This window comes from Nonomuraea solani, from assembly GCF_900108335.1.
In the GTDB taxonomy this organism is placed as follows: domain Bacteria; phylum Actinomycetota; class Actinomycetes; order Streptosporangiales; family Streptosporangiaceae; genus Nonomuraea; species Nonomuraea solani.
On sequence record NZ_FNVT01000002.1, the window covers coordinates 424398 to 449726 of the forward strand.

General features: G+C 70.1%; 24 protein-coding genes. 6 read left to right on the top strand and 18 right to left on the bottom strand.

Annotated elements, in window-relative coordinates; all coding sequences use genetic code 11:
* Window positions 1–11 precede the first annotated feature (11 nt).
* The 8 genes from C4V41_RS07605 to C4V41_RS61730 form a co-directional block, all read right to left on the bottom strand.
* A complete protein-coding gene (locus tag C4V41_RS07605) occupies window positions 12–1190 on the bottom strand; it encodes a sensor histidine kinase (RefSeq protein WP_103955047.1) in 1179 nt (392 codons plus the stop codon).
* 16 nt (window positions 1191–1206) lie between these two features.
* Window positions 1207–1611 (bottom strand): HIT family protein, encoded by a 405-nt coding sequence (locus C4V41_RS07610; protein WP_103955048.1) that lies wholly within the window; start codon window positions 1609–1611, stop codon window positions 1207–1209.
* On the bottom strand, window positions 1608–2315 hold the full coding sequence (locus C4V41_RS07615) for a DUF1838 family protein (RefSeq protein WP_103955049.1): 708 nt from the start codon (window positions 2313–2315) through the stop codon (window positions 1608–1610). The genes C4V41_RS07610 and C4V41_RS07615 overlap by 4 nt, the downstream gene beginning before the upstream one ends.
* Before the next feature lie 10 nt (window positions 2316–2325).
* A complete protein-coding gene (locus C4V41_RS07620) occupies window positions 2326–2754 on the bottom strand; it encodes a protease inhibitor I42 family protein (protein WP_103955050.1) in 429 nt (142 codons plus the stop codon).
* Window positions 2751–3698, bottom strand: coding sequence for a YihY/virulence factor BrkB family protein (locus C4V41_RS07625; RefSeq protein ID WP_103955051.1), 948 nt, complete (start codon window positions 3696–3698; stop codon window positions 2751–2753). The genes C4V41_RS07620 and C4V41_RS07625 overlap by 4 nt, the downstream gene beginning before the upstream one ends.
* A 12-nt stretch (window positions 3699–3710) precedes the next feature.
* Window positions 3711–4343 carry a DUF3618 domain-containing protein gene (locus C4V41_RS07630; RefSeq protein ID WP_103955052.1) on the bottom strand — a complete coding sequence of 211 codons (633 nt, stop codon included), beginning with the start codon at window positions 4341–4343 and terminating at the stop codon, window positions 3711–3713.
* Window positions 4340–4720, bottom strand: a complete 381-nt coding sequence (locus C4V41_RS07635; RefSeq protein ID WP_103955053.1) for a phage holin family protein — start codon at window positions 4718–4720, stop codon at window positions 4340–4342. The genes C4V41_RS07630 and C4V41_RS07635 overlap by 4 nt, the downstream gene beginning before the upstream one ends.
* 63 nt (window positions 4721–4783) lie before the next feature.
* Window positions 4784–4948 carry a hypothetical protein gene (locus C4V41_RS61730; RefSeq protein WP_160150213.1) on the bottom strand — a complete coding sequence of 55 codons (165 nt, stop codon included), beginning with the start codon at window positions 4946–4948 and terminating at the stop codon, window positions 4784–4786.
* Between the two features lie 46 nt (window positions 4949–4994).
* On the opposite strand from C4V41_RS61730, the gene C4V41_RS07640 reads away from it, so the two are divergent.
* The gene (locus C4V41_RS07640; protein WP_160150214.1) at window positions 4995–5579 is read left to right on the top strand and encodes an SRPBCC family protein; all 585 of its coding nucleotides are present in this window, start codon (window positions 4995–4997) and stop codon (window positions 5577–5579) included.
* Here the strand turns inward: C4V41_RS07640 and C4V41_RS07645 are convergent.
* Entirely contained in the window at window positions 5522–6313 is a 792-nt protein-coding gene (locus C4V41_RS07645) for a class I SAM-dependent methyltransferase (RefSeq protein WP_103955055.1), read from the bottom strand. The two genes, C4V41_RS07640 and C4V41_RS07645, sit on opposite strands and share 58 nt — an antisense overlap.
* Window positions 6314–6369: 56 nt before the next feature.
* Between C4V41_RS07645 and C4V41_RS07650 the strand changes: the two genes are divergently transcribed.
* Together C4V41_RS07650 and C4V41_RS07655 are read left to right on the top strand one after the other, a co-directional pair.
* Window positions 6370–9333 carry a DEAD/DEAH box helicase gene (locus tag C4V41_RS07650; RefSeq protein ID WP_103955056.1) on the top strand — a complete coding sequence of 988 codons (2964 nt, stop codon included), beginning with the start codon at window positions 6370–6372 and terminating at the stop codon, window positions 9331–9333.
* A gap of 2 nt (window positions 9334–9335) precedes the next feature.
* On the top strand, window positions 9336–10100 hold the full coding sequence (locus C4V41_RS07655; RefSeq protein WP_103955057.1) for an SWIM zinc finger family protein: 765 nt from the start codon (window positions 9336–9338) through the stop codon (window positions 10098–10100).
* Between the two features lie 4 nt (window positions 10101–10104).
* Here the strand turns inward: C4V41_RS07655 and C4V41_RS07660 are convergent, their stop codons facing one another.
* The 8 genes from C4V41_RS07660 to ctaD form a co-directional block, all read right to left on the bottom strand.
* On the bottom strand, window positions 10105–11043 hold the full coding sequence (locus C4V41_RS07660) for a diacylglycerol/lipid kinase family protein (RefSeq protein WP_103955058.1): 939 nt from the start codon (window positions 11041–11043) through the stop codon (window positions 10105–10107).
* Window positions 11044–11125: 82 nt separating this feature from the next.
* Window positions 11126–13870 carry an immune inhibitor A domain-containing protein gene (locus tag C4V41_RS07665; protein WP_235029961.1) on the bottom strand — a complete coding sequence of 915 codons (2745 nt, stop codon included), beginning with the start codon at window positions 13868–13870 and terminating at the stop codon, window positions 11126–11128.
* A 123-nt stretch (window positions 13871–13993) separates the two neighbouring features.
* Window positions 13994–14335 (bottom strand): fumarate reductase subunit FrdD, encoded by a 342-nt coding sequence (gene frdD / locus C4V41_RS07670; RefSeq protein WP_103955060.1) that lies wholly within the window; start codon window positions 14333–14335, stop codon window positions 13994–13996.
* Window positions 14332–14733, bottom strand: a complete 402-nt coding sequence (locus C4V41_RS07675; RefSeq protein ID WP_103955061.1) for a fumarate reductase subunit C — start codon at window positions 14731–14733, stop codon at window positions 14332–14334. Before C4V41_RS07675 ends, frdD begins: the two co-directional genes overlap by 4 nt.
* Window positions 14730–15509: a succinate dehydrogenase iron-sulfur subunit gene (sdhB, locus tag C4V41_RS07680; protein ID WP_200823821.1), complete on the bottom strand. Its 780-nt coding sequence runs from the start codon at window positions 15507–15509 to the stop codon at window positions 14730–14732. The genes C4V41_RS07675 and sdhB overlap by 4 nt, the downstream gene beginning before the upstream one ends.
* Window positions 15502–17235, bottom strand: a complete 1734-nt coding sequence (gene frdA / locus C4V41_RS07685; RefSeq protein ID WP_103955062.1) for a fumarate reductase (quinol) flavoprotein subunit — start codon at window positions 17233–17235, stop codon at window positions 15502–15504. Before frdA ends, sdhB begins: the two co-directional genes overlap by 8 nt.
* A 4-nt stretch (window positions 17236–17239) precedes the next feature.
* Complete coding sequence (locus C4V41_RS07690) at window positions 17240–17473, bottom strand: hypothetical protein (protein ID WP_103955063.1); 234 nt, start codon at window positions 17471–17473, stop codon at window positions 17240–17242.
* A 67-nt stretch (window positions 17474–17540) separates the two neighbouring features.
* Window positions 17541–19172 carry an aa3-type cytochrome oxidase subunit I gene (gene ctaD / locus C4V41_RS07695; RefSeq protein WP_235030041.1) on the bottom strand — a complete coding sequence of 544 codons (1632 nt, stop codon included), beginning with the start codon at window positions 19170–19172 and terminating at the stop codon, window positions 17541–17543.
* A 268-nt stretch (window positions 19173–19440) separates the two neighbouring features.
* Between ctaD and C4V41_RS07700 the strand changes: the two genes are divergently transcribed.
* Window positions 19441–20658 carry an aminotransferase class I/II-fold pyridoxal phosphate-dependent enzyme gene (locus tag C4V41_RS07700; RefSeq protein ID WP_200823822.1) on the top strand — a complete coding sequence of 406 codons (1218 nt, stop codon included), beginning with the start codon at window positions 19441–19443 and terminating at the stop codon, window positions 20656–20658.
* On the opposite strand, the gene C4V41_RS07705 is transcribed toward C4V41_RS07700, so the two are convergent.
* Window positions 20655–21236: a hypothetical protein gene (locus C4V41_RS07705; RefSeq protein WP_146103582.1), complete on the bottom strand. Its 582-nt coding sequence runs from the start codon at window positions 21234–21236 to the stop codon at window positions 20655–20657. The genes C4V41_RS07700 and C4V41_RS07705 overlap by 4 nt on opposite strands.
* 52 nt (window positions 21237–21288) lie before the next feature.
* Between C4V41_RS07705 and C4V41_RS07710 the strand changes: the two genes are divergently transcribed.
* Window positions 21289–22650 (top strand): FAD-binding oxidoreductase, encoded by a 1362-nt coding sequence (locus tag C4V41_RS07710; protein ID WP_235029962.1) that lies wholly within the window; start codon window positions 21289–21291, stop codon window positions 22648–22650.
* Between the two features lie 168 nt (window positions 22651–22818).
* Complete coding sequence (locus C4V41_RS64065) at window positions 22819–25245, top strand: serine/threonine protein kinase (RefSeq protein WP_235029963.1); 2427 nt, start codon at window positions 22819–22821, stop codon at window positions 25243–25245.
* Window positions 25246–25329: the final 84 nt, after the last annotated feature.

Here is a 25329-nt window from a genome sequence, read left to right on the forward strand (position 1 = left end):
AAAGATCGAGGTCAACGGGCGGAGACCCCTGGGTGATATTTCGGCAATCTGACGTTGACCTTCGTGCCCGCTCCGGTGGCCGTCTCGACGACGAGGCCGAAGTCGTCGCCGTAGACCTGGCGCAGCCGTTCGTCCACGTTCGCCAGCCCGACGCCGCCCGCCGGAGTGATCTCACCTGCGAGGATGCGGCGCAGCCTGTCGGGGTCCATGCCGAGCCCGTCGTCCTCGACGCTGATGCGGCACTCGGCGCCCGCGTCTTCGGCGATGATCGTGATGCGGCCGACGCCGTTCTTGCTCTCCAGGCCGTGCCGTACGGCGTTCTCGACCAGCGGCTGCAGGCACAGGAACGGCACCGCGACCGGCAGCACCTCCGGCGCGATGCGCAGCGTGACCTGGAGCTGGTCGCCGAACCTGGCCCGTTCGAGAATCAGATAGCGGTCGATCGAGCGCAGCTCCTCGGCCAGCGTGGTGAACTCGCCGTGCCGGCGGAAGGAGTAGCGGGTGAAGTCGGCGAACTCCAGCAGCAGCTCTCTGGCCCGCTCGGGGTCGGTGCGGACGAAGGAGGCGATCGTGGTGAGCGAGTTGTAGATGAAGTGCGGCGAGATCTGCGCGCGCAGCGCCCGCACCTCGGCCTCCATGAGCAGCGTGCGCGAGCGGTCCAGCTCGGCCAGTTCGAGCTGCGAGTCCACCCAGCCGGCCACCTCTTGAGCGGCCCTGACGAGGCCGGCGGAGGCGCTCTGCCCGTAGGCGGCCAGCGCGCCGACCACGCGGTCGTCGGTGGTGAGCGGCACCACCACGGCCTGCCTGATCGGGCATTCCAGCAGGTCGCACTCGATGTCCAGGACCTGGGTGCGGCCGTCCTTCAGGGTGGCGGCCGCGTGCTCGAACGACTGGCCGGCGTGGTGGTCGCCGGCGCCGTCGTAGACGAGCAGCCGCTCCCCGTCGGTGATCGCCACGGCGGCCGAGCCGAGCAGCGCGCGCAGGTGGCGCGAGGCGCGCTCGGCCCCGTCTGCGGTCAGCCCGGCGCGCAGCGGCGGCCCGGCCAGCGAGGCGGTGTGCAGGGTCTCGAACGTGGCCCGCTCCGCCGGGCTGGTGCCCAGCTCACGGCGGCCGCGCATGACCCGCCACAGCACGATCGCGGGCACCCCGACGAGCACGGTCACCACGGCGACCCCGACCAGGTATTCCACGCGGCCAGAGCTTAGCTCAGAGCGCCTTGGCGATCCGGTCCGCGTACGACTCGGCCTCCTCGGCGGAGTCGTATTTCGTACGGGGCCAGAAGAAGCCGCGCAGCCCGTCTTTCTTGTTGCGCGGCACCACGTGCACGTGCAGGTGGGCGACGCTCTGGCTGACGCGGTTGTTCATGGCCACGAACGTGCCCGCCGCCTCCAGCCCCTCCTCCACGGCCCGCGCCATCGCCTGGACCCGCTCGAAGAACGGGCCGACGTCGGCCAGGTCGGTCAGGGTCTCGACGTGCACGCGGGGCACGACCAGCACATGCCCCTTGAAGACGGGCCGGGTGTCGAGGAACGAGACCGCCACCTCGTCGGAGCTCACCACATAGGCGGGCCGCTCCCCGGCGACGATCTCGCAGAACAGGTCGGTGCTCACGGGCCGACCTTATCCGCGAAGTCCGTCCAGCTCGTCACGTTGGGCGCCGACCACTCGGCGGGCGCGTGCAGGAAGTGCTCGCCCACCCGCTCGCGCAACCGCTCCGGCGCCTCGCTCACCTTGGCGCCCCGGCAGTGGTAGACCAGGCCGCCGCCGCGCGGCCCCATCGCCATCCACGGCAGCCACGGCGAGACCCGGCACCACGAGAACACGCACGGCACGTCGGCCACCCCGGACTCCAGGTCGGCCGCCGCGACGAAGAACTGGAACAACTCCAGCGCCCGGTAGGTGTCGTTCGCCGAGTTCTCCGGATAGTCGGCCACCTTGAGCGGCGAGGGGTAGGCCAGCCGGATGTCCACGTTGTAGACCACCTGGCCGCCCAGCCGGGTCTCGGGCACCGGGTAGGCGCCGAGCCGCTGGTTGACCGGGTCGTTGAAGACGTGCCGCACCTCGACCTCGCGCCCGGTCAACGGGTTGTCCCACGAGTCGAGCACCTGCCTGGTCTTCGGGTCGAGGTAGAGGGCGGCCTCCCTGGTCAGCAGTTGCCAGCCGCCGTCGGCTTCGACCGCCCTGGCCACGTTGAGCCCCTCGAACCCGAACAGGTGATGCGGACCGTCGTCGTCCTGCCAGCCGTAGACGTCGCCGGTCCAGTAGGAGATCGTCTCCGCACCGTCGGCGGACGCGCGCACCCGGATGAAGTCCATGATCGCCAGACTAACCGGCGACGGTCACGGCGAACACGGCCTCCCCCGACTGCCGCCTGCTCTCCTCGGTGGCGGGCGTTCTGTCCTGACCGCATCGCCAGCAGTTGCGCAGCCGGATCTCGGTCGTGCCCGGCCGCTTGCCGTTGAAGACGAAGTAGGTGGTGCCGCCGGACCCGGGTGCGTCGCCGTCGCTCTGGCGCTCCTCGCTGATGTAGGAGGCCACCTTCGGGTCGGGCACCGCCACCAGGTCCCAGGAGTCACCGACGGACGGGTTGTCGGCCACGGCCAGCGAGAACCGCTGACCCGGCCGGACGTCGACCCGCACGCTCGCGCCCTTGGCGCCCTTGATCACCGTGCCGTAGTCGCTGACCGCCGACCCGGCGTTGCATCCGGCCGTCAGCAGGACGAGCAGGCCGGTCACGACCGTTAGACGCCTCACTCCGGCAGGTTATCGGCCTTCGGCGGATCCCGGGGCACCGCGTACGGCTCCCGTCCCGCCGGTTGTCCTGCGGCGATCTTGCGTTCCCTGATGAGCTCGGCGTCCAGTTCGGCGCCCAGGAGCAGCACCATGTTGGACAACCACAGCCAGATCAGGAACACGACGACGGCGGCCAGCGTCCCGTACGTCTTGTTGTAGGAGCCGAAGTAGCTCACGTACAGGGCGAAACCGCCGGAGACGAGCACCCACAGCACGACCGCGAGCAGCCCGCCCGGCGTGATCCAGCGCATGCCGGGCTGACGCACGTTGGGCGCCGCCCAGTACAGCACCATGATCAACCCGGCCGCGACGAGCGCGATGACCGGCCACTTGAGCACGTTCCACGCCGTCACCACCGCGCCGCCGACGCCGAGGGCCTGGCCGGCGGCGTCGGCCAGCTCGCCGGTCAGCGTCACCGCGATCGAACCGGCCGCGAGCAGCACGGTGGCCAGCAGCGTCAGGCCGATCCTGAGCGGGGTCACCTTCCAGAACGGGCGGCCCTCCTCGATGTCGTAGATCTGGTTGCCCGCCCTGATGAAGGCGCCGATGTAGCCGGAGGCGGACCAGAGGGCGACCAGCAGCCCGGCGACGGCCACCAGGCTCGCCGTCTGGCTGCCGGCCTGCAACGAGTCCAGCCCCTCCTCGATGAGCCGGCGCACCTCTTCTGGCGCGGGCCCCACCAGGCCGCCGATCAGCACGGCCGCGTCCTTCCTGCCCATCAGCCCTAACAGCGACACCAGAACGAGCAGCGCGGGGAAGATGGACAGGACGGCGTAGTACGTCAGCCCGGCCGCGAGATCCTGCACGCGGTCGTTGCCGAACTCGGCGACCGTGCGGCGCAGCACTTTCCACCACGCCCTGCGCGGCAGCTCGGCGGGCTTGTCCGGAACATCTCGGGGGGACATGTTCTCGGGTGACTACCGGTTGGCCCGGCGGCGCCTCATCATGCGGCGTACCACGAAGGCGGTCACGGCGCCCACCACCGCGATGAGCAGCACGGGGCGCTTCCTGGCCTCCTCGGCGGCGTCCTTGACCTGGTCGGGAGTGTTGTCACGGACCTTGCCCGCGACCTCCGCCGCCTTGTCCTTGACGAGTTCGGCCGCGTCGGCGGCCTTGTCCTTGACGAGCTCCGCCGTGTCGGCGGCCTTGTCCTTGGCCACCTCCGCCGCGTGGCCCGCCCGGCCCTTCACATCGGCCTTCCCGGCCAGCGCGCTGACGGTCTCGCCCAGCTCTCTTCGCGTTTCCTGGATGTCCTTGCGCACGTCGTCCTCTTCCTCCTCATCGTCTTCCCCGCGCGCCCCCTTCAGGGACTCCTCTTCCGTCCGCGTGTGCTCGGCCGCCTCCGACCGCTCATCTGGAATGGGGGTTTCGGGGATGAAGGTTTCGTGTTCCTGCCGCGCGGCCTCCGCCGCGCGAGCGTTCTCCGCCGCGCCCGGCCTCGTCGGGGGTACGTTGATCGATTCGCGCTCCGTCGGCGTGCCCACGGTCGCCCGGCGAGCGCCGACGTTTCCGGCATGCTGTTCGCTGTATCCGGGATCGGTCTCACTCATCGCCGTGCCCTCTCCTTGACCATGTCGATATCGGCCTTGACGCTCGCGATGGTCTCCTCCGGGACCGGCGGCGTGGCTCGCTGTACCTGGTTCTTACCGATCAGCCCGAGCAGCGCGGCCGCGACGAACAGCGCGCCCGCGACGATCGCGGCGGCCGCCCATCCGGGCATGACCAGAGCGAGGAGCATGACGACGGCGGCCACGAGGGCCGCACCGCCGAAGAACGCGGCGAATCCCGCCGCACCGAACAGGCTCGCGCCGAAGCCGGCGCGCTTGCCCTTTTCCGTGAGTTCCATCCTGGCCAGGCGAAGCTCGTCCTTGACGAGCCTGGAGACCTGCTCGGACAGATCGCTGACCAGTTTGTGGGTGTCGTTCACGACGTTCGCCTCCTCCGCTGAGGAGGCGACTACCCAGACAAATGGCCTTGTATCACCCGTTATTTAGCGCCTGGCGGCCTTGAGGACGAACTTCAGCACGGACACGATGGGGTCCTTCTGGACCTCACACCAGTTGTCGGGCTGCCGGGGCTTGCTCCACGGGGACGGGAGCTCGCACGACGGAGCCTGCGGCTTGGGCCGCTCACACCACGATCCGGGAGTGTTCATACCGTTATCCTACAACCTCAGGTGCCGCTTATATAAGCTCTCCCGCATGACAGATATGTCCGACTGGCTCACCCGCAACCATCGCGAGATCGGCCGCCGCGACGGTGCGCGGAGCATGGTCCTGCGCCGCGGCTACGACGCGGCCATCGAGGACGTGTGGGCGGCGTGCACGGAACCCGACCGGCTGAACCGCTGGTTCCTCAAAGTCGGCGGGGACCTGAGCCCGGGCGGCACGTTCGAGCTCGAGGGGAACGCGCGCGGCGAGATCCTCCGCTGTGAGCGGCCCCACCTGCTCGCGGTCACCTGGAAGTACGGCGACCTCCCCGACAGCCGGGTGGAGCTGCGCCTCACGGTCCCCTCGATCGGGCACACCATGCTGGAACTGGAGCACTACCTGCTGCCGGAGGACGGCGTGGTCGGCGTGGGCATCGGCTGGGAGCTCCCGCTGTCCGTCGCGCTGCCCCTCTACCTGCGCGGCGAACTGCCCGAGACGCCCGTCGGCGAATGGTACGAGCCGGGCGAGGAACAGCAGCGCCTGGCCGGAATCGCCGCCCAGGCGTGGGTGGCGCTGGCTCAGGCCGAGGGCCTGCCGCTGCCGCCGATGCCACCGCTGCCGCCGGACCGGGCCTGACAGATGAGGTGCGTCAGGGCGGCCACCCGCCGGTAGGGGTCCGTCCTGCCCGCCCGCTCCTCGGCCGCGAGCAGGTCGTCCAGGTCGGCGGGGATGGGCGCGTCGTCGGGTACGGCGTCGGTGAGCACGCGCACGCCGTACCACCGGCGCACTTCCAGACCTGGTACGGCCAGCCGCGCCGTCAGGTCGTCGAGCCGGTCGGCCCTGGCCGGGACGCCGAGCCTGTTGACATAGTGCGTGCCGTCGAACGCCCGCCGCGCCGCCGCCCAGTCACCCCGCAGCCCCGGGCGCAGGGCCAGGGCGTCGCCGTTGCGCACCAGCAGCGAGAGCAGGCCGCCGGGGGCCAGCATGCGGGCCAGATCCGCGAGGAGCGGGCCGGGGTCGTCGAAGTACATCAGCACGCCGTGGCACAGGACCACGTCGAAGCCGCCCGGCTCGAACAGCTCACCCAGCCGCTCGGCCTCCGCCTGGACGACGTGGACGCGCATGCCCGGCTGGACCCCGGCCTCCAGGAGGCCGAGGAGCTCGCGGGAGGCGTCGAGCGCCGTGACGCGGTGTCCTCGGGCGGCCATCCTGAGGGCCTGGGTGCCCTGGCCGCAGCCTACGTCGAGGATGCGGCAGGAGGTGGCGGGGAGGTGCTCGATGAGCTGCCGGGTGACCAGGGCCTGCCGGACGACGTTCCGCAACGATCCCAGGCGCTCGCTCCACTTCCCTTCGGCACCGGAAAACCGCATGCCAAGATCCTAAACGCTGGGAACCGATCTTCCGCTGGCAGGGGTAACCTTCCTGGGTGCTGGTACACGGTGTCTGGGCGACCGACGGGCTCGCCTTCTGGGCGGAAACCCCGGACATCTCGCCGAGCACGCCCAGATCGCGCGGGGCCGCCGCGTCGCGCCCGCATCCTTGGGCCGCTCCCGCCGACGGCGTCGCCGCCGTGCTCGGGCTGGTGGACGCGCCGTCGCGGACGTTGGAGCTGCTGCTGCCCGGTTCGGCCGCCGAGCCGCTGCCCTCGCCGGAGACCGGCCGCCTGGCCGAGGTGACCCGGCCGCGGCTGCGTCCGTGGCAGGTGCCCGCCGTCGTCCCGCCCGCCGCACAGGCGCTCCGGCTCCTCGACGAGCACGCGGCCACCGCGACCCTGCGCCACTGGGCCACCGTCGCCACCTTCGCCCGCGACCTGGTCCGCCGGGGCCGGGTCCTCCCCTGCCTGATCCCTCCCGAAGGACCACGGGCTGAGACGGACATGTGGGTGGTTCCGCCGCTCGACGCGCGGGCGGGGTGGCGGGCCGTGCTCACCAGGGCCGATGCCGCCTACTTCCGTGAGCTGGCGCTGGCCATGCCGCCCGCCTGCCGCACCTCCGGCACCGAACGCCCGTCGGCGGAGGTGCTGCGCGAGGCCCTCGACACGTTCGCCGACGCGCTCGTACGCCAGGCGGTCACCGAACCCCTGGTCACCGCCCCCAGAACCGCGCACGACCGCTGGCTCGCCGCCCTGACCGGTCCGGACGCGGCCTGTCCCGACGTTCCCGAGTTGCGCCGGGAGCTGGAGAAGTGGCACGAGTCCGTGGCGGCCGCCGAGGGCGCGACCCGCGTGTGTTTCCGCCTGCTGGAGCCCGCCGACAGTGACGACTGGCGGGTGGAGCTGGCGTTGCAGGCCGCCGACGACCCCAGCCTCTACGTTCCGGCCGCCGTCGTCTGGAGTGGTGAGCGGGCGACGGGGCTGCCGGGGCGTCCTGAGCGGGAGTTGCTGGCCGGGCTGGGCCGGGCGGTCAGGCTCTATCCCGAGCTGGACCACGCCCTCCGGGTCCCCGAGCCGAGCGAGCTGACGCTGGACACGGCGGGCGCGTTCGGGTTCCTGCGGCAGGCCGCGCCGCTGCTCCAGGCGGCCGGGTTCGGGGTGCAGCTCCCCCGCTGGGCCGGCCGCACCCGCCTGGGCCTGAAGCTCACCACCAGGACCAAGAAGCAGGCGGCGGCCACGAGTCAGGGGTTCGGGCTGCGGGAGCTGGTCGACTTCCGGGTGGACCTGGCGGTGGGCGACGAGACGATCGGCGAGGAGGAGCTGGCCGAGCTGGCCCGGCTCAAGGTTCCGCTGGTCAGGGTGCGCGGCCAGTGGGTGGAATTGGACGACAGGCAGCTCAAGGCGGCGCTCAAGGCCGTGGAGAGCGGCCGCACGGGTGAGGCGAGCGCCGCCGACATCCTGCGCGAGGTCGTCCAGGGCGACGACGAGCTGCCGCTGCTGGAGATCGACGCCGACGGCGTGCTCGGCGACCTGCTGTCCGGGCAGGCCGAGCGGCGGCTCACCCCGCTGGTCACCCCGGCGGGCCTGGACGCCACGCTGCGGCCCTACCAGGAGCGGGGGCTGGCCTGGCTGAGCTTCCTGTCGGAGCTGGGCCTGGGCGGGGTGCTGGCCGACGACATGGGGCTCGGCAAGACGATCACCACACTGGCGCTGCTGGTCCACGAGCGGGCAGAGACGGCGGGCCGCGAGCGGGCCGGGGCGCCGACGCTGCTGGTGTGCCCGATGTCGCTGATCGGCAACTGGCAGCGGGAGGCGGCCAGGTTCGCGCCGGGGCTGCGGGTCTACGTGCACCACGGCAGCGGGCGCGACGCCGCCGAGATCGACGGCGCCGACCTGGTGATCACCACGTACGGCACCGCCTACCGCGACCTGGAGACCCTCAAGGCGCACGAGTGGCGCAGGGTCGTCTGCGACGAGGCCCAGGCGATCAAGAACAGCGGCACGCTGCAGGCCCAGGCCGTACGGTCGATCCCCACGGGCACCAGGCTCGCGCTGACCGGCACGCCGGTCGAGAACCACCTGGCCGAGCTCTGGTCGATCATGGAGTTCGCCAACCCGGGGCTGCTGGGCCCGCGGGCACGGTTCAGGACCCGGTTCCAGGAGCCGATCGAGGCCCGCCAGGACGAGCAGGCCGCCCAGGCGCTCAAACGGGCGACGGGCCCGTTCATCCTGCGCCGCCTCAAGACCGACAAGTCCATCATCTCCGACCTGCCGGACAAGATCGAGGTCAAGGAGTGGTGCCCTCTCACGACCGAGCAGGCCACGCTCTATCAGGCGGTCGTGGACGACATGCTGGCCAAGATCGACAGCAGTGAGGGCATCGAGCGGCGGGGCCTGGTCCTGGCGGCCATGGCCAAGCTGAAGCAGGTCTGCAACCACCCCGCCCACCTGCTCAAGGACGGCTCGCTCCTGGCCGGCCGCTCGGGCAAGCTGGCCCGGCTGGAGCAGTTGTCGGAGGAGATCCTGGCCGAGGGCGAGAAGGCGCTGCTGTTCACGCAGTACGCCGAGTTCGGGACGATGCTCCAGCCCTACCTCGCCCAGCGCCTCGACCGGCCGGTCCTGTGGCTGCACGGCGGCCTGCCGAAGAAGACGCGCGACCGCCTGGTCGACCGGTTCCAGCACGACCCCGAGCCGATGTTGTTCGTGCTCTCGCTCAAGGCCGCCGGCGTCGGCCTCAACCTGACGGCCGCCAACCACGTCGTCCACGTGGACCGCTGGTGGAACCCGGCCGTCGAAGACCAGGCCACCGACCGCGCGTTCCGGATCGGGCAGCGCAAGAACGTGCAGGTCCGCAAGCTCATCTGCGGCGGCACGCTGGAGGAGCGGGTGGACCAGATGATCGAGCGCAAGAAGGCGCTGGCCGAGCGCGTGGTCGGCACCGGCGAGGAGTGGCTGACCGACCTGTCCACGGCCGAGCTGCGCGAGGTGTTCACGCTGACGGCCGAGGGGGTGGGCTGAGCATGGCGGGCTGGTACGACGGCGGCCGGCCGATCAAGGTCGAGGGCGGGCTCAAGGCGCGCTCGCAGCGCGGCAGCATCGGCTCCACCTGGTGGTCGCGCCGGTTCATCGACATCCTGGAGCGCATCTGCGACAAGGGCCGCCTGTCGCGCGGCCGGGCCTACGCCCGTCAGGGCCAGGTGCTCTCCATCGACCTGGCCGCGGGTGAGGTCAGGGCGGCGGTGCAGGGGTCGCGGCGAGACCCGTACCGGATCGTGATCAGGGTCGAGGCGTACGGCGAGGCGCGCTGGAGCACCATCGAGGAGTCGATCGCGGCGCAGGCCGTCTACCGGGCCAAGCTCCTGGCGGGCGAGATGCCGACGGAGATCGAGGAGCTGTTCGCGGCGTTGGGGATCGACCTGTTCCCGCGCGATCTGGACATGGACTGCTCGTGTCCCGACTGGGGTTTTCCGTGCAAGCACCTGTCGGCCGTGCTCTACCTGCTGGCCGAGTCGTTCGACGACGATCCGTTCCTGGTGCTGGCCTGGCGGGGGCGCACTCGCGAGCAACTGCTCGGCTCGCTGGCCGACGAGCCGGCGGCGGATCCGCTGGCGGTGGCGGACGTGCCGTTCGCGGACCGGCTGGCCGACTTCTACGCGCCGGGCGCCACCGCGCACCGCCCCGAACGGCGCCCGTCGGCCGCCGCTCCCGATCTGCTGCTGCGGGTCTTCCCGCCGCCCGGCGACCTCGCGCGCACGCTCGGCCCCGCCTACCGAAACCTGACGTGAACGGTCAGCGGTCCTCGAAGGCGGCGGGGACCATGACGCGCACCCCGTTGGGGACCACGCGGAGCCTGATGGGGGTGCGCAACCGCACCTCGCCGTCCACGTCGGCGGCCATCGGCGGGTCGGTCTCCAGCAGCATCTCCCTGCCCACCACGAACGGCCCGCCCGCCATGCTGCGCCAGCGGCCCGTGGTCGCCCTGATCAGGGTCTCGCCGAGCAGGCGCAGCTTCTTGCCCGAACCGAGCTGGTAGGCCACCAGCATGCCGTTGTCGATGCTGATGTCTCTGGCCACCTGCCAGCCGCCGTGGAAGCGGCCGTTGGCGATGTTGAGCTGGTGGGTGAGCAGCTCGTGGCGCTGGCCCTCCACCGTGATGTAGGCCCGGAACGGCCGGTGGCCCGGCAGGATCGTCAGGGCCGTCATCGGGTAGGCCGGGCGGCCCACGATGCGCTTGAGCCACGGCTTGACCTTGTGCGCCACCTCGACCGACACCCCGAAGCTGGCCAGGTTGGCGAAGGGCCGGTCGTCGGCCATGCCGAGGTCGATGTCGGCCACCTTGCCGGTGAGGAACACCCCGATCGCACCGGCCAGGTCGAGCGGGAGACCGAGGCTGCGGGCGAAGTTGTTGGTGGTGCCGAGCGGCAGCACGCCGAGCGCGACGTCGCGGTGGGCGACATGGCGCACGGCCGACGACAGCGTGCCGTCGCCGCCGCCCACGATGAGCAGGTCGGGGTTGGTGGCCAGGGCCGTGTCGAGCAGGTCGCGCAGCCTCTTGGGGTTGTAGACCGACAATTCGACCAGCGGTTCGAAACCGAGGTTGTGAATGTGGTCGATGACCTCGAAGTAGTGCCGGCGGCCACGGCGCGAGCGAGTGTTCACCACCACCGCCACCCGGCGATCCCGCCGGATCGCCTCGGTGTGCTCGTCTTTGGTGCGCAGTTCGCTCATGGTCATCAATCGTAGGTGCAGAAATAGCTGCCTGTATCCGCAAAGGCGGGGCCGCCGGGACGTCCCGGCGGCCCCGTTCGACTCAGTTCTTCGGCGGGACCACGTCGACGACGGCCCCAAGGTTGTTGAGCAGCGGCTTCACCAGCTTGAACTCCACGCCCAGAGCCTTGCCCGCGTCACCGGGGTTACCGGTGCCGAGCACGGAGCCGGCGGCCACCTGGCCGTACAGGTTGGTGGCCGGGGTGCCGTTCTTGTTCACCACGCGGGTGGTGTAGGGCTGGTCGCCCTTGGACGGCACGACCACGGAGGCGTCGGCGTCGCGGTAGTAGAGCGTGCCGTCGATCACTTCGAGGCCCGGGTACCAGGTCTTGGCGTCGGTGAAGTCCGAGACGGCCCGGCCGCCGGGGAAGTCCGTGCAGTATTCACTGAACGGCTCATCCGGCGCCTCCAGGCATTCCCTGAACGGATACGGACGGCCGAAGCCGAACGCGGCGTCCGAGGTCTGCACACGGCCCTGGAGGTTCTTGTTGAGCGTCGGGTCCTTCGCGGCCGCGGTCCCGGTCCGCCGGAGCGGGTCGTAGTGGGAGTCCACGACCAGCAGGCTGCCCTTCGGGCCGAGGCTCGGCGGGTTCCTGAGGGTGTCGGCGATGTTGTTGTTGATGTACGTCGAGTCGCGCAGCCACACCAGCAGGCCCGGCGCGTTGTAGGCCAGCTTCTGCACCTTCCACGCCCCGTCGCGGGAGTAGTCGGTGTCGTAGGCGTACTTCAGGCCCTGGTCGAACCCGTCGAAGTTGCGCCACTCGGCGAGGTAGAACCGGGAGATCTCCCGCTCGCCGTTGTTGCGGGTCCAGCCCTGGCCGGAGGTGTTGGTGAACGTGCCGCCGACGGCCACCCAGCCGTTGTCGCCGCCCTCGACGTCGTCGCTCCAGACGGCCGTGCCGCCGTTGGTGAGCTGGAAGTCGTCGGCGTGCCAGCCGCGCATCTGGAAGGCGGCGTCGGTGTTGTACGCCAGTCGCACCTTGACCGTCTTCCCGGCGAACGGCGTCAGGTTGACGTAGTCGTGCCGCCAGGCGCCGCCGGTGTCACCGGTGAGGCCGTACTTCTTGTCGCCGAACGTCTTGAGGTTCTTGTTCGGGTCCGGATAGTCGTCCGGCGTGGAGACCTCGTTGCCGGCCTCGTCGTAGACCTTCTGCTGGGCCCACGTCTCGCCGTTGTCGGTGGAGACCTCGACGAAGCCGTAGTCCCAGTCGGCCTCGATCTCGTAGTTGTTCCACATCCACAGCTTGAGGTCGCCACCGGCCGGGACGGCCAGGTCGCGGGTCAGCGAGAGGTTGGCCCAGTCCTGGTCCAGGCCGCTCCACCAGGCGTTCGAGCCGCTGTGGACGTCGATCATCTTCGACGGCTCGGAGGCCAGGTTGACCCGGATGCCGTCCTCGGTGTCCTTGGGCGTGCGCGAGGTCTGGCCGACCGTGACCCGCTGGGCGGCGTCACCGGGATCGAACGTCTTCGGGTTCGCCCAGCCGAGCACCCACTTGTCCCAGAGGCCCATATGGCTCGGCATCGACTGGAAGATCGGGCCCGAGTGCGAGCCGCTGGACATCAGGTCCCAGAAGTCCACGGCGGAGCTGGCCTGGCCCGAGGTGTCGTACAGGTCGGGCAGGCCGAGGTCGTGGCCGTACTCGTGGGCGAAGACGCCGACGCCGGAGTCCTCGGGCTGCACGATGTAGTTCGAGATCTTCTTGTCGGTGCCGGGGACCTTGTAGCCGCCGGCGACCGCGCTGGAGTGCGCCCAGATGGCGTAGGTGCCCTCGGCGCCGCCGTCGGAGGACTTGTCCTTGCCGGCGTGCACGAGCACCAGGTGGTCGATGACGCCGTCGGGCTCGACGTGGTTGCCGTCGCCGTCGGAGTCGGAGATGTCCTCAAGGTCGTAGTCGGCCCACGGGAAGTTGGGCTGCGACTGCGCCAGGGTGTTGACCGTGTCGATGGCGAGTTGCTGGGCGCCGAGCTCGTTGTCCGGGTGGCCGGACATGTCCTGGGGCGCCGCGCCACAGGCGGCGGCGCCGTACCAGGCCTCGGAGTGCGGGACCTTGATCCAGCCGACGGCCGAGCCGGTGACGGAGTAGGCGCCCTTCGACATCTCCTCGTACATCTTCTTCATCGTGAAGCCGGAGATGTCGATGCCGGGCTTGCCGTCGCGCGGGTCCTTCAGGTCGGGGCGGACGCGCTCGGTGATGCCCGTGTCCGTGTAGAGCATCTTGTTGAAGTGCGCGGTGCTGAAGTCGTCGACCCAGAAGGAGTTGTTGTCCTTGTGCGGCAGCGTGGCCGGGTCGGGGATGTTGTTGTGCAGCGGGCCGTTCTTGAGCGTGCCCGGCGGCTCGGTCACGCAGTCGTTGCCGTCGCTGTCGGTCGTACGCGGCCGCCTGAAGCCCGAGAAGTCGTCGTTGGCCTGGTCGTTGAACTCGACCAAAACCGTCAGGAGCTTGGCCGTGCGGGTCTGGTCGGCCTTCTTCATCCACTCGGCGGGGTTGCGGCCGGTCTTGACGGCCTGGGCCTCGCGGGCGGCCAGAATGCGCCCTGCGGCCGGGTTTCCGCTGGTGAACTTCCGGTCGAACTTCTCCGCCTGCGTGAGCGAGCGGGCCTGCCCGTCGGTGACCTTGGGGTCGGCCGGGTCCTTCGCGTCGCGCGGGGGCGCGTAGTTGATGTAGAAGTCGGAGGCGGCGGGCTCGTAGTTCGCCACGGAGGACGCTTGAGCACCGGGCACGGACAGGGCGACGCCGAGGAGGGCGACCGCCGGAAGTGTTGCTAACAGGCGCTTTGTGCTGGGCACCAGGAACCCTCTCTGCCCGGGGTCGCCGGGCGCAATGGCCATGGGGTATGCAATGCCGGACGCTAGAGGCTGAGTAAAGGGGCCGTAAAGTACGTTGTCGAAACGTGATCAAACCACGACATTTCAGAACATCAGTACTGCGGCGTAAATCCCGCCCGTTATGGCGGCCCCGTAACAGAGGATCGCGATCACCAGGTCGAACCTGGCGATGCCGAGCAGTTCCTCGCTGGTGTGACGGATCCGGTGCGCGGCGTGGAACAGGCACAGCACGACCACGACGAGCAGCGCCAGCCGTACGAGCACGTTGCCCAGCAGCCCCTGGAGGTGCCCGGCGGCCGGCCAGTCGAGCACGCCGAGCGGCATGAGCACCCCGAACAGCAGCACCAGCACCGGCAGCACGAGCGCCGCCACCACTCCCCCGCCGCTGAACAGCAGCCACAGGTACGGCTCCAGCGTGCGCTTCACCGGAACCCCCGCAGGACGAAGAAGGCGATGACGGCCGAAACGGCCAGCCAGAGCGAGTGGTTGCCGCCCTGGATCATCCAGGCGGGCAGCCGGTAGCCGTCGAGGCGCACCACGGTGGCCTTCGGCGCCAGGTTCAGGAACGTGATCGTGTGGAAGACGGTCGCGGCCAGCGCCACCACGTTGACGGCGATCATCCAGGGCCGGGCGGCCAGGTCGGCGAAGCGCTCCAGGCTCCCGCCGAGCACCGCGTCGACCAGCATCAGCAGGAACACGATCGACCAGGCCACGAAGACGCTGGTCAGCTCGCGCAGCACGAAGAGGGTGTAGGTGCGGGTGCGGGCGAACCACAGCGGGTCGCGCCGGGGCCGGTAGGCGGTGGCCCGATCGCCGGCCGTCACCGCTTGCTCCCCTTGCTCCCCTTGCTCCACGGCAGCACCGAGCGCAGCGCGGCGGTCAGCTTGTAGCGCTGGATGGCCTCGGCCGGATCCACGTGCTTGGGGCAGACCCGGGTGCACTCTCCGACGAACGTGCACCCCCACACCGCCTCGTCGAGGTTGAGCACGTCGAACCGGTCGCCCATGTCGCGGGAGTCCAGGTTGTAGCGCTGGGCCAGCGCGATGGCGGCCGGGCCGAGGAAGTCGGGGTCGAGCACGTAGACCGGGCAGGCCGAGTAGCAGAGCAGGCAGTTGATGCACATGCTGTACTGCTTGTACGCCTCCAACTGCTCGGGCGTCTGGGCGTACTCGGTGGTCAGCGGCAGCTCCTCGCCCTCCCTGATCAGCCAGGGCCGCACGGACGACAGCTTGCCCAGGAAGTCGTCGATGTCCACCACCAGGTCCCTGATGACCGGGAAGCCCTTCAGCGGCTCGATGCGCACAGGCCCGTCGCCGTACTCGGTGAGGAAGGTGCCGCAGGTCAGCCTGGGCTCGCCGTTGACGGTCATGCCACACGAGCCGCACACGCCCATCCGGCACGACCAGCGGTAGGACAGGCTGCCGTCGAGCTGGTCCTTGATGTAGTTGAGCCCGTCGAGCACCGCCCAGTCGGTCATGAGCGGCACGTCGTAGCCCTGGAGCACCGGCTCGGTGTCCTCGCCGGGCCGATAGCGGGAGACCTCCACCCGGATCGTGCGCGTGCCCGCCGCCTGCCGTACCGCTTCGCTGGTGTCAGTCACGGCCGTAAACCCTTTCTCCCGGAGGCCAGCGGGTGATCGTCACGGGCAGCAGCCCGACGGACGGCGTGCCGTCGGGTGCGCGGTGCACGAGCGAGTGCGCCAGGTAGGCGTCGTCGTCTCTGGCGGAGTAGTCGGTGCGCTGGTGCGCGCCGCGCGACTCCTGCCTGTTCAGCGCGCAGGCCACGATGGTCTGCGCGACCTCCAGCATGGTGTGCAGCTCCTGCAGGTTGATCAGCTCGGTGTTGAAGGTCGTGCTGTTGTCCTCGACCCGGGCCTCCTCGGCGCGCTCGCGCAGGTCCGCGAGCGTGTCGACGGCCTTGGTCAGCACGTCGCCCGTGCGGTAGATGCCGGCGGCCCCTTCGAGCGTGTGCTGCATCTGCTCGCGCAGGTCGGCGATGCGCTCACCGTGCCTGCTGCCCTCGCGCGCGCGTTCCAATCGCCGCCGCTCGTCCTCCCCCTGACTGTGTACGGCGGCCGCCTCCGCCTCCCGGTGCGACGTGGCGAACGCGGCGGCGGCGATCCCGGCCCGGCGGCCGAAGACGAGGATCTCGGGCAGCGAGTTGGAGCCGAGCCGGTTGGCTCCGTTGATGCTCACACAGGCCGTCTCCCCGGCCGCGTACAGTCCCGCGATCGGGGTGGCGCCGTCGATGTCGGTGTGGACGCCGCCCATCATGTAGTGCACGACCGGGCGTACCGGGATGAGGTCGGTGGCCGGGTCGAGGTTCTGGTAGCTCCTGCACAGCTCGCGGACGAACGGGATGCGCGAGTCGATCTTGCGCTCACCGAGGTGGCGCAGGTCCAGATAGACGACCGGCCCGTACGGGGTGTCCACGGTGCGGCCCTTGTGCTGCTCGTGCACGAACGCCTGGGAGAGCCGGTCGCGCGGGCCGAGCTCCATGCTGCGCAGCTTCGGCGTGGGTGTGGGCGTGCCGAGGTCGTAGTCCTGAAGGTAGCGGTAGCCGTCTTTGTTGATCAGCCAGCCGCCCTCCGCCCTGGCCGCCTCGGTGATGAGGATGCCGGTGAACGGCAGGCCGGTCGGATGGTATTGGACGAACTCCATGTCCTTCAGCGGCGCGCCCGCGCGGTAGGCCAGGGCCATGCCGTCGCCGGTCTTGATGGCGGCGTTCGTGGTGAAGGGGAAGACCTTGCCGCAGCCGCCGGTGGCCAGGATGACGGTCCTGGCCGGGATGGTCTCGATGCGGCCGGTCCTGATCTCGACGGCCACCACGCCGTGGACGCGGCCGTCGTCGACGACCAGCTTGGTGACGTACCACTCGTCGTACCTGATGACGTCCTGGTATTTCAGGGTGGTCTGGAAGAGCGTGTGCAGCAGGTGGAAGCCGGTCTTGTCGGCGGCGTACCAGGTGCGCATCTTCTTCATGCCGCCGAACGGGCGGACCGCGACGCGGCCGTCGCTCTCGCGGCTCCACGGGCAGCCCCAGTGCTCCAACTGGATCAGCTCTTCGGGGGCCTCGGCCACGAACGCCTCGACCGCGTCCTGGTCGCAGAGCCAGTCGCCCCCGGAGACCGTGTCGTAGCAGTGCTCGTCGAGGGTGTCCCCGAGGCCGATCACCGCGGCGGCGCCGCCCTCGGCGGAGACGGTGTGGCTGCGCATCGGATAGACCTTCGACACGACCGCCACCTTGAGGGACGGGTCCGTCTCGGCGACCGCGATGGCCGCCCGCAGGCCCGCTCCGCCTCCTCCGACGATGAGCACATCGATCATTGAGTCACTTCCCGTGGTCGGGTTGTATCGGGTCCTTCACCCGCTTGCCGTCATGGCGGATGGCGGACAGGTGGATGCTTCCGTCGTGGTACTCGTGCCGGATCCGGCGGCAGCCGCACTCGAAGAACTGGTCCCGGATCACCAGGCCGTAGCCGTCGTCGTCGACGAGACGCTCACCGCCGAACTTCTTGCCGCAGGGGGCCGTCTCGGGGTCGAAGGGAATCTTCGTGCCTGTCATCGCCGATCTCCTTAGATGGGCGAAACGTCATCTCCACACAAGCACCGCGATCACGTTCGGGAAAGGGTCAGCCGGGTTCGTCCTGGCGCGGGGGCACCTCGGCGGTCTCGTCCTGCTCGACCTTGGGGGTCTCGTCCGGCCGCTCGTGCGGATAGTGCAGGTCGAAGGCCGGCCGTTCGGAGCGGATCGGCGGCATGCGGGTGAAGTTGTGCCGCGGCGGCGGGCAGCTCGTGGCCCACTCCAGCGAGTTGCCGTAGCCCCACGGGTCGTCGAGCGTGACCTTGGGCGCGCGCCTGGCGGTCTTGAAGACGTTGTAGAGGAAGGGCAGCGTCGAGGCGCCGAGCAGGAACGCGCCGACGGAGGAGATCTCGTTGAGCGTGGTGAAGCCGTCGGCCGCGCCGTAGTCGGCGTAACGCCGGGGCATGCCGATCTGGCCGAGGAAGTGCTGCACCAGGAACGTGGTGTGGAAGCCGATGAACAGCGTCCAGAAGTGCACCTTGCCGAGCCTGTCGTCGAGCAGCCGGCCGGTCATCTTCGGCCACCAGAAGTAGAAGCCGGAGAACATGGCGAACACGACGGTGCCGAAGACCACGTAGTGGAAGTGGGCGACGACGAAGTAGGTGTCGCTGATGTGGAAGTCGAGCGGCGGCGAGGCCAGGATGACCCCGGTGAGCCCGCCGAGCAGGAACGTCACCAGGAACCCGATCGCGAACAACATCGGCGTCTCGAAGCTCAGATGGCCCCGCCACATCGTGCCGATCCAGTTGAAGAACTTCACGCCCGTCGGCACCGCGATGAGGAACGTCATGAACGAGAAGAACGGCAGCAGCACCTGCCCGGTGGGGAACATGTGGTGCGCCCACACGGTCATCGACAGCCCGGCGATGGCGATGGTGGCGCCGATCAGGCTCATGTAGCCGAACAGCGGCTTGCGGCTGAACACCGGGATGACCTCGGAGATGATCCCGAAGAACGGCAGCGCGATGATGTAGACCTCGGGATGGCCGAAGAACCAGAACAGGTGCTGCCAGAGCAGCGCGCCTCCGTTCTCCGACAGGAAGACCTGCGTGCCGAACTTGCGGTCGGACTCCAGCACCAGCAGCGCCGCGGCCAGCACCGGGAACGCCATCAGCACGAGCATGCTGGTCAGCAGCACGTTCCAGGTGAACAGCGGCATCCGGAACATGGTCATGCCGGGTGCCCGCATGCCGATGATCGTGGTGATGAAGTTGACGGCGCCGAGGATCGTACCGAGGCCGGACAGCGCCAGCCCCATGATCCACAGATCGGCGCCGATCTGCGGCGAGAAGATCGACGACGACAGCGGCGTGTACGCGAACCACCCGAAGTCGGCCGCGCCCCCCGGCGTGAAGAACCCGGCCACCACCATCAGCCCGCCGAACAGGAACAGCCAGTACGCCACCGCGTTCAGCCGCGGGAACGCCACGTCGGGCGCGCCGATCTGCAGCGGCATGACCACGTTCGCGAACCCGGCGAACAGCGGGGTGGCGAACAGCAGCAGCATGACCGTGCCGTGGATGGTGAAGAGCTGGTTGTACTGCTGCTGGCTGACGATCTGGATGCCGGGCGCGGCCAGCTCGGCCCTGATGAGCATGGCCATGACCCCGGCCACGAGGAAGAACCCGAACGAGGTGATCAGGTAGAGGTAGCCGATGACCTTGTGGTCGGTCGTCGACATCCAGGACGCGATGACGGTCCCGGTACGGCGGCGCCTGACCTGCTCGATCGAGGTCTCTCGAACCGTCGTCACGGCTGCTCCCTCCAGCGCGGAGTTTTGCCTGCCCCGATCTACCCATTCCACGCCAACGATCGCCGTGGGGGAAGCAGTTCTTTAACATTCACCGCCGAGAGCTTTGATCGGCGGCCTGTCCAGATTGCGGATGCTTACCTGTTCACCTGATGACATCTTCTATCCTTCGAACCGAACCGACTCGGAGGAGAAGCTCGTGACCGCTCAGCGTGACTACGCCGCCCTCGTCCAGCGAGGGCTCTCGCTCGACCTCACCAGAGGCAAGCCGTCGCCGCGCCAGCTCGATCTCTCCGACGATCTGCTCAAACTGCCGGCGTCCTACCGGGCGGCCGACGGCACCGACGGCCGCAACTACGGCAACCTGCAGGGCCTGGCCGAGCTGCGCGAGCTGTTCGCGCCGCTGATCCAGGTGCCCGCGGAGCAGATCGTGGTCGGCGGGAACGCCAGCCTGGCCCTGATGCACGACACGATCGTGCACGCGCTGCTGACGCCGCTGCCGGGCGCCGAGCGCCGGTGGGTGGAGGAGCCGGAGATCACGTTCCTGTGCCCGGTCCCCGGATATGACCGGCATTTCACGATTTGTGAGCGCTTTGGGATCAAGATGGTGCCGGTGCCCATGAACGCCGAGGGCCCCGACATGGACGTGGTCGAGCGGCTGGTCGCCGAGGACGCGAGCGTCAAGGGCATCTGGTGCGTGCCGAAGTACAGCAACCCGTCGGGCGTCGTCTACAGCGACGAGACGGTGCGCAGGCTGGCCGCCATGCCGACCGCCGCCCCCGATTTCCGGATTTTTTGGGATAACGCCTACGCGGTGCACCACCTCACCGACGAGCCCGCCGAGCTGGCCGACCTGCTGGCGCTCAGCGCCGAGCGGGGCAACGCCGACCGGGTGTTCGTGTACGCCTCCACCTCCAAGGTGACGCTCGCGGGCTCGGGGGTGTCGTTCTTCGGCTCCTCACCGGCGAACGTGAAGTGGTTCCTGCACAACACCTCGAAGCAGTCCATCGGCCCCGACAAGATCAACCAGCTCCGCCACGTCGAGTTCCTGCGCGACGCCAAGGGTGTGGCCGCGCACATGCGCCGGCACGCCGAGCTGATCGGGCCGAAGTTCGAGCTGGTGGACAAGGTGCTGACCGAGCGGCTGGGCGACCTGGCCACCTGGACGAGCCCGAAGGGCGGCTACTTCATCAGCCTGGAGGTGCCGCACGCGGCCGAGGTCGTGGCCAAGGCCAAGGCGGCGGGCATCGCGCTGACGCCGGCGGGCGCCACCCACCCCTACGGCGACGACCCGGACGACCGGACGATCCGGATCGCGCCGACCTACCCCGAGCTGGACGAGCTGGAGCAGGCCATCGACGGCCTGGCCGTCTGTGTCCGGCTGGTGGCCGAGGAACGGGGCCGGCCCTCCCTTTAGCGCTCCTGGCGGCCGTTGCCCCGGAAACCGAAGATGTACTCGCGCGTCTCGCTCGGATGGAACGAGACGCCGACCCCCGGTTCGAAGGCGACGTTGTCGCGGGCGCAGTAGGCCAGCTTCTCCCAGACGGCCAGGGCCTGCTCCCTGGCCGGGGCCTCGACGTGGTCGCGCTTGCGGGCGCCGTACGAACCCAGCACGTTGAGCAGCCCGAAGCCCCAGAACAGGCCCGTCAGGCAGAACGGGGCGAGGAGCACCTCGCCCCACTTCGGGTCCTGCCCCATCGCGATCACCAGCGACACGACCAGATGCACCAGGGCCGCCACCAGCAGCAGCACGTAGCCCTGGTTCCTGGCCCACGGCGTGTAGTGCCTGCTCGGGAACGACAGCCAGACCGCGAGCTGCGTACGGCTCATGACATGCTTCGACGCGCCCAGGGTCGCGGCCATGGGCAGATCGGCGACCTCGCGCGCCCCCGGTAACCTGACCCGCCCGATCTTGTACGTGGTCCCGGCGGCGACCGCCCCAGGAACCGCGACGACCTGGTCAGTCTCCGAACATACCGGGCACCTGACTTCCACTCGGGCAGTCTGGCCTTAAGGAACGCACTGCGCAAACCATAGAGTGCATGGTGTGAGACCGATTGATGCCTTGGTGAACTCTCTGTCCGAAGCCCAGGTCGTGACCGACCCGGACGTGATCGACTCCTATGCCCGCGACCGCACGTTCCTGGAGCCGGGCAAGGCGCTCGGCGTGGTGCTCGCCACCTCGCGCGACGACGTGGTGACGACCATGAAGTGGGCCACCGAGCACCGGGTGCCCGTGGTTCCGCGCGGCGCGGGCACCGGGCTGGCGGGCGCGTCCGTCGCCAGTGACGGCGCGATCGTCCTGTCACTGGCCAAGATGACCGCGATCAGGGAGCTCTCCCCCGCCGACGAGATCGCCGTGGTGGAGCCGGGCGTCATCAACGCGGACCTCGACCGGGCGGCCAGGGAACACGGCCTCATGTACGCGCCGGACCCCTCTTCGTACGAGATCTCCACGATCGGCGGCAACCTGGCCACCAACGCCGGTGGGCTGCGCTGCGTGAAATACGGCGTGACCAGGGACTCCGCACTCGGCCTCGAAGTCGTGCTGGCCGACGGCCGGATCCTGAACACCGGCCGGCGCACGATGAAGGGCGTCACGGGCTACGACCTGACCGGCCTGTTCGTCGGCTCCGAGGGCACGCTCGGCGTGATCACCGCCGCCACGGTACGGCTGCGCCGCGCGCCCATCGCGCCGCCGTCGACGTTCGCGGCCGAGTTCGGCTCGCTGCGGGACGCCGGGGCCGCCGTGTCGGCGATCATGGCGGCCGGCTGCCAGCCGTCGCTCATGGAGCTGCTCGACCGGGCCACGCTCCAGGCCATCGACGACTGGCGCAACATCGGGCTCGAATCCTCGACGCAGGCCATGCTGATCGGCCAGTCGGACGCGACCGACGCCGACGCCATGGTCGAGCGCATGGAGCGGCTGTGCATGGAGCACGGCGCCTCGTTCGTGGCCGTGTCGTCCAGCCCGGAGGAGGCCGAGGAGCTGATCGGGGTGCGGCGGCTGGCGTACGGGGCCAAGGAGCGCATGGGCGCCTGCCTGGTCGAGGACATCTGCGTGCCCCGGTCCGCGCTGCCCGACATGATCACCGCGATCGAGGCGGCGGCCGTACGGCACGACGTGCGGATCGCCACGGTGGCGCACGCGGGCGACGGCAACGTGCACCCGGTCTTCATCTTCGAGCACGGCACCCTGGAGCCACCGGCGGAGGTGTGGGCGGCGGCGGACGAGGTGTTCAGGCAGGCCCTGGCGCTCGGCGGCACGCTCACCGGCGAACACGGGGTCGGGCTGTTGAAGCAGCGGTGGCTGGAGCTGGAGGCGGGGCCGGTGGGCACCGAGATCCAGCGCGGGATCAAGGCGGTCTTCGACCCGCTGGGCCTGCTCAACCCGGGCAAGGCCATCTGATCCCGGCTTGACCAAGCCGTGACCTTGCCCACAGAAGCGCACACGACCTGCGGGGGAACACTGACTTTCTTCGTCAGAACGTGAAACTTCTGTCAGGTCCGGCAGACGTCCCAAGTGTCACGCTGGTAGCGTTTTGCCACATCTATTGGGTTGTGATGGGGGTCTGACGTGAATCAGTTCCAGCCGCTGGCGGCGGACGATCCGCGGCGGCTGGGGGCGTACGACATCGTCGCCCGGCTCGGCGAGGGTGGCCAGGGCGTTGTCTACTTGGGCAAGAGCGACTCCGGGGAGCAGGCGGCGGTCAAGCTGCTGCACCATGCCCTGGTGGCCGACGCCGACGCCAGGACGCGGTTCCTGCGCGAGGTGGCGGTGGCTCAGCGGGTCGCCCGGTTCTGTACCGCTCCCGTGCTGCACGCCGACCTTGACGGGAGCCGGCCGTACATCGTGAGCGAGTACGTGCCCGGGCCGTCGCTGCGCGAGCTTGTCATCAACGAGGGTCCGCGGCGGGGCGCGGCGCTGGAACGGCTGGCCATCAGTACGGCCACCGCGCTCGCGGCCATTCACCGCGCGGGGATCCTGCACCGCGACTTCAAGCCGGCGAACGTGCTCATGGGGCCCGAGGGTCCCGTGGTGATCGACTTCGGCATCGCCCGCGCGCTCGACTCTCCCGGCGCGACGGCCACGGGGATGGCCATGGGGACGCCGTCTTACCTGGCGCCCGAGCAGCTCAGCGGGGCGGCGGTGTCCGAGGCGGCCGACGTGTTCGCGTGGGGCGTCACGATGGTGTTCGCCGCGACGGGCAAGCCCGCGTTCGGCGCCGACTCCATTCCCGTGGTGATGAACCGGATCCTGAACGAGGAGCCGGAGCTCGGGAAGATGGAGGGCGGCGTGCTGGGCGACCTGGTGGCCGCCTGCCTGTCCAAGGATCCGGCGCAGCGGCCGAGCGCGGACGAGCTCATCGTCCAGCTCACGGGCCAGCCCGCACCCAAGTCGGCCATCGAACCGGTGACCGGCTCCCAGAACACCGCCGGAGCCGCCGCCGCTGCTGCGGCCGGTGCCGCCGGTGCCGCCGCCACTGGTGCCGGGCAGTCTTACCCCGGCCCCTGGACCCAGCCGAACCCCATCCCCGCGAACGGCGCGCTCCAGACCGGCCCGCAGTCCGTGGCCCCGCCCCAGACGGGCGACTACGGCCAGGCCGCGGCCGCCGCCGCGCAGGGCGCCCAGGCCGGAATGCCCGGCGGCCCCCAGACGAGCGCGCCTCAGGGCGGCCCGCAGTCCGCCGGACCCCACGGCGGCACACTCCACGGTGGCCCGCAGGCGAGCGGCCCTCAAGGTCCCCAGGCAGGTGGCCCCCAGGGTCCCCACGCCGGGGCGCCCTACGGCGTGCCCCAGCCCGGGATACCGGGCGGCCCTGGAATGGCGGGCGGCCCCGGAATGCCGGGTGGACCGCAGCAGCCGGGAGTGCCCGGCCAGGCCGGTCCGATGGGCGGCCCGCAGGCCGGTGCCATGGGCGGTCAGCAGGGCAGCCCCATGGGTGGCCCGCAGGCCGGTCCCATGGGTAGCCCGCAGGCCGGGCCGATGGGCGGGCAGCCTGGAGCCCGCGGTGGGCCGCAGGGTGGGCAGGCGCAGGCCGGGCAGCGGTTCGCGACCGGTGGCGCCGGTGGTGGTAAGTCGGGTGGGCCCGAGGACGGAGCGCCCGCCAAGCAGCGTCGTACCCTGACCCTGGCCCTGTCGGGAGCCGCCGCCGCGGCCGCTCTCGTGGTCGTCGGTGCCGTCCTGGTGCAGGCGAACAACAAGGAGATCCCGGTCGTCGCCGTGGGCAACTCCTCGAACAAGACCAACTCGGGCAACGGCTCCGGCGCGGGACAGCCCGGCGAGCCGCCGGCCACCGCCGACCAGCAGACCTCGGTCCCCGTGCTCCCGAGCACCGACGCCACTCCTTCGGTGCCGGTCCTGGACATCGAGCCGGACAAGGACAAGAAGTCCGCCAAGCCCACCAAGGAGCCCATCGCCCAGGTGCCCACCGTGGTCACGGAGGCCCCGCGGCCCCAGACGACCACGAAGGCCCCCAGGCCCGAGCCCACGCCGACCAAGACCAAGAAGAAGGTCGTCGACCCGACGCTGGTCGAGCCCGACACGGAGCCGACGGGCAAGCCGACGGCCTCCTCCGGGCCGCAGCCCACGGTCGCGCCCACGAAGAAGCCGACGACCAAGCCCACCACGAAGCCCACCACGAAGCCCACGCCCAAGCCGACGGTGAAGCCGCCGTACAAGAGCACCTTCACCGCGACGCAGGTCTGCGGCTCCGGCTACAAGGTGATCGACAGTCACGCGCTCGGCCGCGCCACCATCTACCTGGCCTACAACGCCGGCACGAAGATGAACTGCGTGGCGACCCTGTCGGCCATGGTGTATCCGGGCAAGATGCAGATGAACGCCATCCTGCAGGTCAAGGGCGGCGGCAGCGGGAGCAACCCGGGCAGGTTCACCGCGTACGCGGGCCCGGTGCGTCTGTCGGCGTACAAGAAGTGCGTGATCTGGGGCGGTAGCTGGGGCGGCCAGACGTGGAAGTCCGGCTGGAGCCACTGCACCTGATCCTCTGACGAAAGGAAGAGCCGCCGTCCGGTACGACCGGGCGGCGGCTTTCTCTGTTCCCGGGGACCGCGCTGCGCTAGCGTG

Coding starts and splice junctions, on each gene's coding strand:
- C4V41_RS07615 (WP_103955049.1), bottom strand. CDS start 2,315: ATGGACTTCATCCGGGTGCGCGCGTCCGCCGACGGTGCGGAGACGATC.
- C4V41_RS07625 (WP_103955051.1), bottom strand. CDS start 3,698: ATGTCCCCCCGAGATGTTCCGGACAAGCCCGCCGAGCTGCCGCGCAGG.
- C4V41_RS07630 (WP_103955052.1), bottom strand. CDS start 4,343: ATGAGTGAGACCGATCCCGGATACAGCGAACAGCATGCCGGAAACGTC.
- C4V41_RS61730 (WP_160150213.1), bottom strand. CDS start 4,948: ATGAACACTCCCGGATCGTGGTGTGAGCGGCCCAAGCCGCAGGCTCCG.
- C4V41_RS07640 (WP_160150214.1), top strand. CDS start 4,995: ATGACAGATATGTCCGACTGGCTCACCCGCAACCATCGCGAGATCGGC.
- C4V41_RS07645 (WP_103955055.1), bottom strand. CDS start 6,313: ATGCGGTTTTCCGGTGCCGAAGGGAAGTGGAGCGAGCGCCTGGGATCG.
- C4V41_RS07655 (WP_103955057.1), top strand. CDS start 9,336: ATGGCGGGCTGGTACGACGGCGGCCGGCCGATCAAGGTCGAGGGCGGG.
- C4V41_RS07660 (WP_103955058.1), bottom strand. CDS start 11,043: ATGAGCGAACTGCGCACCAAAGACGAGCACACCGAGGCGATCCGGCGG.
- frdA (WP_103955062.1), bottom strand. CDS start 17,235: ATGATCGATGTGCTCATCGTCGGAGGAGGCGGAGCGGGCCTGCGGGCG.
- C4V41_RS07690 (WP_103955063.1), bottom strand. CDS start 17,473: ATGACAGGCACGAAGATTCCCTTCGACCCCGAGACGGCCCCCTGCGGC.
- ctaD (WP_235030041.1), bottom strand. CDS start 19,172: ATGTCGACGACCGACCACAAGGTCATCGGCTACCTCTACCTGATCACC.